At 42.7% G+C, this 10,528-nt stretch carries 10 protein-coding genes; 8 read left to right on the top strand and 2 right to left on the bottom strand.

The window, feature by feature from the left end; genetic code table 11:
* Positions 1-797 precede the first annotated feature (797 nt).
* The gene (locus B9Z54_RS01615; protein ID WP_113926792.1) at positions 798-926 is read right to left on the bottom strand and encodes a YuzL family protein; all 129 of its coding nucleotides are present in this window, start codon (positions 924-926) and stop codon (positions 798-800) included.
* Positions 927-1,122: 196 nt separating this feature from the next.
* On the opposite strand from B9Z54_RS01615, the gene B9Z54_RS01610 reads away from it, so the two are divergent.
* The 3 genes from B9Z54_RS01610 (at position 1,123) to B9Z54_RS01600 (ending at position 6,900) form a co-directional block, all read left to right on the top strand.
* On the top strand, positions 1,123-3,507 hold the full coding sequence (locus tag B9Z54_RS01610; RefSeq protein ID WP_113926791.1) for a 3-hydroxyacyl-CoA dehydrogenase/enoyl-CoA hydratase family protein: 2,385 nt from the start codon (positions 1,123-1,125) through the stop codon (positions 3,505-3,507).
* Positions 3,508-3,542: 35 nt separating this feature from the next.
* Positions 3,543-4,721: an acetyl-CoA C-acetyltransferase gene (locus B9Z54_RS01605; RefSeq protein WP_113926790.1), complete on the top strand. Its 1,179-nt coding sequence runs from the start codon at positions 3,543-3,545 to the stop codon at positions 4,719-4,721.
* 394 nt (positions 4,722-5,115) lie between these two features.
* On the top strand, positions 5,116-6,900 hold the full coding sequence (locus B9Z54_RS01600) for an acyl-CoA dehydrogenase family protein (RefSeq protein ID WP_113926789.1): 1,785 nt from the start codon (positions 5,116-5,118) through the stop codon (positions 6,898-6,900).
* 156 nt (positions 6,901-7,056) lie between these two features.
* Here B9Z54_RS01600 and B9Z54_RS01595 read toward each other — a convergent pair whose 3' ends face one another.
* Positions 7,057-7,605, bottom strand: coding sequence for a maltose acetyltransferase domain-containing protein (locus B9Z54_RS01595; RefSeq protein WP_113926798.1), 549 nt, complete (start codon positions 7,603-7,605; stop codon positions 7,057-7,059).
* A gap of 443 nt (positions 7,606-8,048) precedes the next feature.
* Here B9Z54_RS01595 and B9Z54_RS01590 point away from each other — a divergent pair, with 443 nt between their 5' ends.
* The 5 genes from B9Z54_RS01590 to B9Z54_RS01570 all read left to right on the top strand — a co-directional run bounded on the left by B9Z54_RS01590 (position 8,049) and on the right by B9Z54_RS01570 (position 10,441).
* Positions 8,049-8,831, top strand: coding sequence for an SDR family NAD(P)-dependent oxidoreductase (locus B9Z54_RS01590; protein WP_113926788.1), 783 nt, complete (start codon positions 8,049-8,051; stop codon positions 8,829-8,831).
* Positions 8,832-8,870: 39 nt separating this feature from the next.
* On the top strand, positions 8,871-9,173 hold the full coding sequence (locus B9Z54_RS01585) for an ArsR/SmtB family transcription factor (protein ID WP_113926787.1): 303 nt from the start codon (positions 8,871-8,873) through the stop codon (positions 9,171-9,173).
* Positions 9,174-9,289: 116 nt separating this feature from the next.
* Positions 9,290-9,646 carry an arsenate reductase family protein gene (locus B9Z54_RS01580; RefSeq protein ID WP_113926786.1) on the top strand — a complete coding sequence of 119 codons (357 nt, stop codon included), beginning with the start codon at positions 9,290-9,292 and terminating at the stop codon, positions 9,644-9,646.
* 79 nt (positions 9,647-9,725) lie between these two features.
* Positions 9,726-10,109: a glycine cleavage system protein GcvH gene (gene gcvH / locus B9Z54_RS01575; protein ID WP_113926785.1), complete on the top strand. Its 384-nt coding sequence runs from the start codon at positions 9,726-9,728 to the stop codon at positions 10,107-10,109.
* Positions 10,110-10,201: 92 nt separating this feature from the next.
* Positions 10,202-10,441 (top strand): DUF2553 family protein, encoded by a 240-nt coding sequence (locus tag B9Z54_RS01570; RefSeq protein WP_113926784.1) that lies wholly within the window; start codon positions 10,202-10,204, stop codon positions 10,439-10,441.
* The last annotated feature ends 87 nt before the right edge of the window (positions 10,442-10,528 follow it).

Below are 10,528 nucleotides of genomic sequence, written 5' to 3'. Positions count from 1 at the left end.
TCGGGAGAGAAGTGAGTGCCACTATAGGARAAAACCATATAGTGTCCTTCGCGAGAGAAGTGAGTGCCACTATAAGAGGAAAAACCCATAAAGTGTCCTTCAAGCGAGAAGTGAGTGCCACTATAGGAGGAAAAATCCCCATATAGTGTCCTTCGCGAGAGAAGTGAGTGCCACTATAAGAGGAAAAAACCCATAAAGTGTTTTTCAAGCGAGAAGTGAGTGCCACTATAGGAGGAAAAAACCGATATAGTGTCCTTCGCGAGAGAAGTGAGTGCCACTAAAGGAGGAAAAATATCATATAGTGTCCTTCGAGAGAGTCGTGAGTGCCACTTTAGGAGAAAAAAGCCATATAGTGTCCTTCGAGAGAGTCGTGAGTGCCACTATAGGAGGAAAAAAGCCATATAGTGTCCTTCGTGGAAGTTGTGATTTAGCAGCCTTGAATAGATTTATTCATTACTTTTAAAGTGTGAGTTGAACCGATAACTTGCACGATAAAAGACTCTATAATACTTATAAACGTTCTTAAGAAGAGGTGCGAATCAGTATGCTAATTCGCACCACCTTATGCCTATATGTTTTCTCCCGCTCAGCCGAACGGGTTAGTCTTAGAGGAATGGCTGTTTTAGATCTTGCATAAAGTTCAGCCATAGCAGCCAAATGATATAGCTGGCTTACCTCAAATAGATTGCTGCCCTTGAGATGTTTTTAATACATCGTGCACCAGTGGGCAGAACAATTGCCGCAGAACGGCTGCCATAACATCCGTCTGAGGCAGGCGCGCGGCTCTTAAATGGAGATTATTTTTTGTATTGATTGTTCTGGCTGTTCACCTTGCCGCCGTCATGTTCCACTGTCGGGGCCGCATCACCTTTTACACTGGCAGCGCTGACGCCCGCCTTGGATGGGTTTTTCTTTCTTTTTGCCATGATTATCACCTCCACTATTAGAATTACCAGAAGATGAGAAATAATTATTTTTTGAAAATTTATCATTTTTTAAACTTTAAGATATTGCAGTTTGCTGTAAAATCTTATATATTAGAGGTAACAGATCTCATTCGTGATTTTTTTTGGCAAGAAAATGAATGAGTGTTCATTCAAGTAGTAAAAGGGGGAAAAAACATTGGCTCGTAAAATTCAAAAAGCAGCTGTATTAGGATCTGGAGTGATGGGATCGGGTATCGCAGCCCACCTGGCGAATATCGGGATACCTGCCTTGCTGCTGGATATAGTACCGCGTGAGTTAACTGAGGAAGAAAAAGCAAAGGGACTGACTTTGGAAGATAAAGCTGTCCGCAACCGCATGAGCGAAGGGGCACTGAAAAAGCTTCTTAAACAAAAACCGGCACCACTTACATCAAAGAAAAATCTTGCGCTGATTGAAGCAGGGAACTTTGAAGATGATATGGAGAAGTTAAGTGATTGTGACTGGATCATTGAAGTGGTTGTTGAAAACCTGGATATTAAGAAGAAGGTTTTTGAAAACGTTGAAAAACATAGAAAGCAAGGGAGTATCATCAGTTCCAATACTTCCGGAATTTCAATAGAATCGATGTCAGAGGGAAGATCGGAGGATTTCCAGAAAAACTTCCTGGGAACCCACTTCTTTAACCCGCCGCGTTACCTGAAATTGCTTGAAGTCATTCCTACTGAAAAAACAGACCCGGAAGTACTTTCTTTCATTAAAACATTTGGTGAAGATGTACTTGGCAAAGGGGTAGTTCTTGCGAAGGATACACCAAACTTCATCGCCAACCGCATCGGAACATACGGCCTGCTGATCACACTTCAAGAGATGTTGAAAAGCGGTATAAGTGTCGGGGAAGTGGATTCCATCACCGGACCTGCAATCGGCCGCCCGAAAAGTGCAACCTTCCGCACGCTGGATGTTGTAGGACTGGATACCTTCGCTCATGTGGCGAAAAATGTTTATGACCAGGTTGACGGAGAAGAAAAGAAAGTGTTTGAGATTCCAGGCTTCATGCAGAAGATGCTGGATAACGGATGGCTTGGATCCAAGAGCGGCCAGGGCTTCTACTTGAAACAAGGGAAAGAAATCCTTGAACTCGATACCGAAACATTGGAATACGGACCACGGAAAAAGTTAAAAACAACTTCAACTGAATTAAGCAAGCAGGAAAAAGGACTTTCGAATAAAATGAAAGCGCTTGTTTATGCCGATGACAAAGCCGGGAGCTTCCTATGGAACATCCTTTCACCGGTGCTTCTGTATTCAGGAGAACTGCTTGAGACCATTGCCGATGATATCGTTGCAATCGATCAGGCAATGAAATGGGGCTTCGGCTGGCAGCAAGGACCATTTGAAACGTGGGACAGCATCGGTCTTGAAAAATCAGTGAGCAAGATGAAAGAAGAAGGCAGAGAAATTCCGGTATGGATTACAGGAATGCTTGAAGCAGGACATAATTCTTTCTATAAGGAAGATGATGGTGAAAAGTACTTCTACCATAACGGCGAATATAAAAAGATTGAGAGAAATCCCAAAGTAATAGATTTGAAGCTTTTGAAGAAGCAAGGTAAATTGATCAAGAAAAACTCCGGTGCCAGCTTGATTGATATAGGAGATGGGGTCGCATTGCTTGAATTCCATTCACCAAACAACTCAATCGGCCTGGATATCGTTCAAATGATCAACTTCTCTATTGAAGAAGTGGAGAAGAACTTTAAAGGGCTGGTCATTGGGAATCAGGGCAAAAACTTCTGTGTTGGAGCCAACATTGCAATGATTCTAATGGAAGCGCAGGACGACAACATATTTGAAATCGATATGGTTGTCCGTAACTTCCAGCAGGCGATGATGAATATCAAATACAGCAAGAAGCCGGTAGTCGCAGCGCCATTTGGCATGACACTTGGAGGAGGCTCGGAGGTATGCCTTCCAGCTGCACATATCCAGGCATCCATGGAAACCTACATGGGACTTGTGGAAGCAGGTGTCGGACTGATTCCAGGCGGAGGCGGAAACAAAGAACTCTATATCAAGCATCTTGATATGATGCCGGAGGGAATCGATTTCGATTTACAAAAGGTTGCCAATAAAGTGTTTGAAACGATTGCAATGGCAAAAGTCTCTACTTCTGGTGACGAAGCGAGGGATAATAACTTCCTTAACAACTCTGATGGTGTAAGTGCCAATGGTGATCACCTTTTGTATGACGCGAAGCAGGCTGCTCTAGCTTTAAGTGAAAGCGGCTACACTCCTCCAGTCCGCAGAAAGATTCCGGTTGTCGGTGAATCAGGATATGCCGCGTTGATTCTGGGAGCTCAAGCAATGCTTCACTCAGGCTATATCTCTGAACATGATTTGGCAATCGCGAAGAAATTAGCATTTGTACTGGCAGGCGGGAAGCTGCCGTTCGGTACCGAAGTAGATGAGCAATATCTACTGGACTTGGAGAGGGAAGCATTCCTGAGTCTTGTGGCTCAACCGAAATCACAACAGCGTATGCAGCACATGCTGGTAAAAGGAAAACCGCTGCGTAACTAAACATACATTTATTTTACTAGAAATGGGGGAAGAACATGCGAGAAGCGGTATTAGTAGCCGGCGCCCGTACACCTGTGGGGAGAGCCCACAAAGGGACTCTGGCAACAGTCAGACCCGATGATCTTGGTGCGCTGGTTGTAAAAGAAACACTAAAAAGAGCAGGGAATTATGACGGAAATATAGATGATTTGATTATCGGCTGTGCCATGCCGGAAGCAGAACAAGGCTTGAACATGGCAAGAAATATCGGAGGGCTGGCGGGACTTCCACATAACGTCCCGGCCATTACGATCAACCGCTATTGTTCATCAGGGCTGCAGTCCATTGCTTATGCATCTGAGAAAATCATGCTGGGACATTCTGACACTGCGATTGCAGGCGGAGCAGAATCAATGAGCCTGGTGCCGATGATGGGGCATGTAGTACGTCCAAATGCGAAGCTGGCTGAAACCGCACCTCAATACTATATGAGCATGGGCCATACAGCAGAGGAAGTCGCAAAAAAATTCGGTATCTCGAGAGAAGACCAAGATGCTTTCGCAGTAAGAAGCCATGAGAAAGCTGCCAAAGCAATTGCAGAAGGCAGATTCCAGGATGAAATCGTTCCTGTGGACGTGGTCCTGCGTTCAGTCAACAGTCAAAACAAAGTAGTAGAAAAGAATATCACATTTTCAAAAGATGAAGGCGTAAGGCCTGGCACAAACCAGGAAGTCCTTTCTAAGCTGCGCCCTGCCTTTAACGTGAAAGGTTCGGTAACAGCAGGAAACTCTTCCCAGACAAGTGACGGAGCAGCAGCTGTGATGGTAATGGATCGTGAAAAAGCAAATTCACTAGGCCTTGCACCGATGGCTAAGTTCAGATCATTTGCTGTTGCAGGTGTGCCGCCGGAAATCATGGGTGTCGGACCTGTTGAAGCGATTCCGAAAGCATTGAAAATGGCGGGTCTTCAATTAGAAGACATCGGCTTGTTCGAACTTAACGAAGCATTTGCTTCACAATCCATCCAAGTCATCCGCCAGCTTGGCCTAAATGAAGAAATCGTAAACGTAAACGGCGGAGCGATTGCCCTGGGACATCCACTTGGCTGTTCCGGCACGAAATTAACTCTTTCTCTCGTGCATGAAATGAAGAGACGAAATGTACAATTCGGTGTTGTCACTATGTGTATCGGCGGCGGAATGGGTGCAGCCGGAGTGTTTGAACTGATAGGGTAATTATGGATGTTTAAACTTTCACTTAAAGTTGGTTTCTTTAAGGCTGATTACTCTTTAAAGGAATATGGTTGTATCTATGAAAATGATACCCTATCTCTATAACAAGAAGCTTATAACTGACCAGCTAAAGTCGAGCTCCAATATTATTACTAATATGATCAATTCATAAAAAGTGTTGTTAAGACTCTTTATAACCTTACTTTTTATTAAGAGTGATTGAAGCGGAAGGTGTGCGACCTCCTGCGGGACTAGCGGGACAGGTGAGACCCCGCAGGCGAAGCCGAGGAGGCTCACCGCCCGCCCCGCGGAGTCGTACACCTGCAGCGGAAATCAATAATTTGTTAAAGCGAGTCATTTATTAATAACTGTTTTTTAAAACAAGGAGGAAAAACAGATGACAAATCAAACTGATAAGTTGGTAAAAGGCGGAAGCTTCATAATCGAAGATGTCTCTTATGAAAATGTGTTCACACCGGAAGATTTTTCAGATGAACAGCTTATGATCGCCAAAACAACAGAAGATTACGTAGTGAAAGAAGTGGTTCCACAAGTGGAGCACTTGGAAAATCATGAATTTGACCGTTCTGTAAAACTATTGAAAAGTGCGGGAGACCTTGGGCTGCTTGGAGCTGACGTTCCTGAAGAGTACGGCGGACTTGGACTTGATAAAGTAAGCTCTGCACTTATCGCGGAAAAAATGTCCACTGCCGGCGGATTCTCCATTACACACGGAGCACATGTTGGAATCGGATCTCTTCCAATCGTATTGTTCGGTAACGAAGATCAAAAACAAAAATATCTTCCTGCTTTATCCACAGGCGAAAAAATCGCTGCCTATGCCTTGACTGAACCGGGTTCTGGTTCTGATGCCCTTGGTGCCAGAACGACAGCCAAGCTGAACGAAGCAGGCACCCACTATGTATTGAACGGTGAAAAACAGTGGATTACAAATGCAGGTTTTGCTGATGTATTTGTCGTCTATGCAAAAATCGACGGTGAGCAGTTCTCTGCTTTTATCGTTGAGCGTGAGTATCCTGGAGTATCCACTGGGGCTGAAGAAAAGAAAATGGGAATCAAGAGTTCTTCCACTCGTACATTGATTCTTGAAGACGCAGAGATTCCGGTTGAAAACCTTCTTGGTGAAGCAGGAAAAGGACATATCATTGCGTTCAATATCTTGAATATCGGCCGTTACAAGCTTGGAGTAGGTGCTGTAGGCGGAAGCAAGCGTGCGATGGATGTAACAATCAAATATGCAAACCAGCGCCAGCAGTTCAAGACGCCGATCTCTGCTTTTAACTTAACAAAAGAAAAGTTTGCTACAATGGCATCCAAGCTTTATGCAACAGAAAGCTCTGTATATCGTACAGTCGGTTTGTTTGAAGACCGTATGAGCCAATTGACGGACGAAGAAATCAAAAACGGAACAGAAGTTGCTAAATCCATTGCTGAATATGCAATCGAGTGTTCATTGAATAAAGTCTTTGCAACGGAAACCCTTGATTATATCGTTGATGAGGGTGTTCAAATTCATGGTGGTTACGGATTCATGCAGGAGTATGAAATCGAGAGAATGTACCGCGATTCCCGTATCAACCGTATTTTCGAAGGAACGAATGAAATCAACCGCCTGTTAGTGCCAGGCACATATGTCCGTAAAGCGCTTAAAGGTGAACTGCCATTGTTCCAAAAAGCACAAGCACTTCAAGAAGAGTTGATGATGCTTATGCCGGAAGAAGTGGGCGATGCACCGCTTGAACAGGAAAAATATCTTGTTAAGAATGCGAAGAAAATCGGCTTGTTGATCGCCGGTCTGGCTGCACAGAAATACGGAAAAGCTTTGGAAAAAGAGCAGGAGATCCTTGTGAACATTGCAGATATCATTTCCAATGCATACGCTATGGAATCTGCCGTTCTTCGTACTGAAAAAGCCATTAACAAAGATGGCGCTGAAAAAGCCAAGCAAAAGTTATTGTACACACAAATCTTCTGTCAGGAAGCATTCAACGAAATCGAAGCTCATGCAAAAGAAACATTGGTTGCAGCTGAAACAGGCGATTCTTTGAGAATGATGCTGTCAGCACTTCGTAAATTCACGCGCTATACTCCGCTTAACATCATTGCGGTTAAACGTGAAGCATCTGAAAAGCTAATTGAAGCAGAGCGTTATGTTCTGTAAGTAGAGGTTTTGCCGGATTCCCAACTGGGGATCCGGTGTTTCATTTTCTATAAAGATTTCTGCTTCAAAAAGTTACTCCGTTAAATGGTCAATAAAAAGAAGAGCACAACTTAACGCGCGCTCAATCTTGTATTTTCGTTAATTGTAATGTTAAGTCTAAGTTTCAAATCCAGTCTTATCCCCATCGGTGATTTCTCGAATTACTTGACAAGGCACACCAGCGGCCACTACATTTGCTGGAATGCTTTTAGTAATTACACTGCCAGAACCAATAATTGTATTATCTCCTATCGTGACTCCTGGGTTAATATGTACCCCTGCTCCTATCCATACATTGTTACCAATGGTTACAGATTTAGCATAGCAGCCTCCAGCTATTCTTTCTTTGAAGTCAATTGCATGATTAGAAGTGTAAACTCCAACCCTTGGTCCGAATAATACGTTGCTGCCAATTTTAATTTCTGCACCGTCCAGCATAATACAATCAAAATTGGCATAAAAATTATCCCCTACTGTAATATTAAAGCCGAATTCACATCTAAAAGTTGGCTCTAGATGAACACCATTTCCAATACTTTTAAACAGTTTTTGAAGAATCTTTTCTCTTTCCTGCTGAGGCTTGCCAAAACTATTGTTATATTCGTTTGTAAGAAAAACCGAATCTTCTCTTGCTTTAACTAATTCTGGAGTTAAATCGTTATACATTTTACCCGACAAGATATGTTTTTTTGTTCTGCCAAATTCATTTGATTCCTCCTAGTAGTATGTGTCTTTTTATCTGGCTGTTTCGCCGCTTTTTTTCTAAAGAATTGTTGCTTTTGAATGCTGTGTTCCTCCTCTACGTAGAAGGATTGAAAATTCATTACTAATAGTGTCTATTCTTTTACACTCTCTTTACATAGGGTATCATACTAATGCAATTTCATTGAATCCTCAATCAATTCTTGACATTTCTTTAATCCCAGTTTTTTATTGAGTATGCTTTCCTCTTAACCATTCCACCCAGTTGGTAACCAATTCGAACTTAATAAATGAGGAGTTTGAACAGAAAACTACTTGATGAATTTAACAAATACCTTGCAGAACTGTTCTTAATGAATTATTATATGTTTAAACGTTTAAACATATAATAATTGGAGGTCGATAATATGAAAAACAAAACAGCCGTCATTACAGGAGCATCCAGCGGACTTGGAGTGGAGTTTGCAAAACAGCTCGCGACACGGGGGTATAATCTTGTACTTACTGCCAGAAGTGAGCAGAAGTTAAAAGATCTGGCAAAGGATATGGAAGCCAGGTATGGGATAAAAGCCTATGTCCTTGCGCTTGACTTATCACAGCAGGGGGCAGCGAAGCAGTTGTTCAATTATACAGAAACAATTGATGAGCAGGTAGACATCTTAATCAATAATGCAGGGTTCGGATTGTTTGGTGAGTTCGAAGGAACAAACTTGCAGACGGAGCTCGATATGATTCAAGTAAATATTACAGCTTTGACTGAGCTCTCAAAATATTTCGGGAGAGAGATGGTCGTAAGAGGAGAGGGCAAGATACTGAATGTAGCTTCCACTGCAGCGTTTCAGCCCGGGCCTTTGATGGCTGTCTATTATGCGACCAAAGCCTATGTACTGTCCTTATCAGAGGCATTGGCAAACGAGTGGCAGGACAGAGGGGTAGAAGTGGCTGCATTGTGCCCAGGAGCAACTGAAACGGGCTTCAGCACTACAGCTGAACTCGGACAGTCCAAACTGTTTCAAAGCGGTGTCATGAAGGCTGATGTGGTAGTGGAGGAGGCCGTAAAGTCTCTTTTAGAGACTAATAAGACAGTAATCATTCCTGGCCGTAAGAATAAATTACTCGCGGGTTCGATTCGCTTTATGCCAAGAAAGATGGTCACTTCCGTTGTCCGGAAGGTGCAAGAACGTATATAATGTGAGGTAAGATGGTAAAAGAGGGAAGGGAACGCTAAAGTGGGTCAAAAAGCAATGGATACATTCCGTAAATGTATACCCTTATTTCAAGCGTTGAGTGATCCCTATAGGCAGGACATCATCCTCCTGCTGGCGGAGAAAGAGCCTTTGACAGTTAATGAAATAACTGAAAATCTTACTTTGTCCAGGCCGGCGGTTTCTCATCATTTGAAAATCTTAAGAGATCAGCACCTGGTCACAATCGATCAAAAAGGCACTCAAAGATTCTATTCACTTGCGCTTGACCAAGCTGTTGATGAATTAAAAGAATTGATTGATACTGTCGAAAACACGTGCATCTGATTAGGGCTCATCAAAACTTCTTAGTGTCCTGCAGAAAGGCTTGCAGGACATTAAGGGATTTTGTCGAATTAGTTAGTAGTTGAAGTGGTAAACCTCTGGGGAAGGGTGGTGAGAAAATGACAATCCAATTTTATTCATATCCCAAATGCGGCACATGCCGTAAAGCCAAACAATGGCTTGAGGAAAACGGCAAGGAATTTAATGAAATACATATTGTTGAGAATCCTCCCACTAAGGAGGAACTCAAGGAGCTTTACGAAAAAAGCGGGCTGCCTTTAAAAAAGTTCTTTAATACGAGCGGAAAGAAGTACCGCGAACTTGGCTTGAAAGACAAGGTTAATAATTCTTCAGAAGAGGAATTGCTTGAGATTCTTGCTAGTGACGGGATGCTGATAAAGCGCCCGATAGCTGCAGAAGGATCGACTGTTACAGTCGGCTTCAAGGAAGAAGCATACGAGAGTGCGTGGCAATAAAATTTTGGCAAGGTTTTCTTGCTTTTATTGTAGTAAATATGTCAATATTGATGTGAATATAGCAATGGAGGGATAGGACATGAGCACACCAAAAGAACTTCGTTATTCAGAAGAACATGAGTGGGTTAAAGTTGAAGGGGAAAATGCAAGAATTGGAATCACGCATTTCGCGCAATCAGAATTAGGGGATATCGTTTTCGTTGAACTTCCTGAAGTTGGAGACGAAATTACAGCTAACGAGCCATTCGGAAGCGTAGAGTCTGTTAAAACCGTTTCTGAATTATATGCACCTGTAAGCGGAAAGGTTGTTGAGGTTAATGAAGACCTTGATGACAGCCCTGAGTTTGTTAATGAGTCGCCATACGAAAAAGCATGGATGGTCATCATCGAACCTTCAGATGCTTCTCAAGTGGACAACCTTATGACGGCTGAGCAGTATGAAGAAATGATCAAAGAAGACTAATACTATTTACAAAACCCTCCAGCTGTTCCGGAGGGTTTTGTTTTGCTTTTTGGGCAGGCTAATAAACAAACCTTAAAAAGGGGGATTAGTTCATGTTGAAACCCAAAAAGCTCGATGTCACACAGCGTGTTACAGGAAAATTGGTTGAAGGACAGCTGCATTTATTTCTTGATGAACAGCTTGTAGGGAAAATGGATATTTCCAATTCAGCTGAAAATCTACAGTTAGAACCAAACTTTGAAACCTTCGGCAGCAAGATCATCCAGAATTATATGGCGCCGGATGAGTCTGAACCGCGTTATACGGACTGTGATGAAGGCGGATGGTGCTGAAAAAGGGTAGATGCGTCTACTCTTTTTCTTTATATTCTTTTACTAAAAGTGTAAGAAGCGAAGAGTTTTTCTTTGCAATCAATGTTA

It is taken from the genome of Bacillus sp. P14.5 (assembly GCF_003316765.1).
In the GTDB taxonomy this organism is placed as follows: Bacteria; Bacillota; Bacilli; order Bacillales; family Bacillaceae_B; genus Rossellomorea.
The sequence above is the reverse complement of the archived record's forward strand: the minus strand, read 5'-3'. Positions and strand labels throughout refer to the sequence as shown.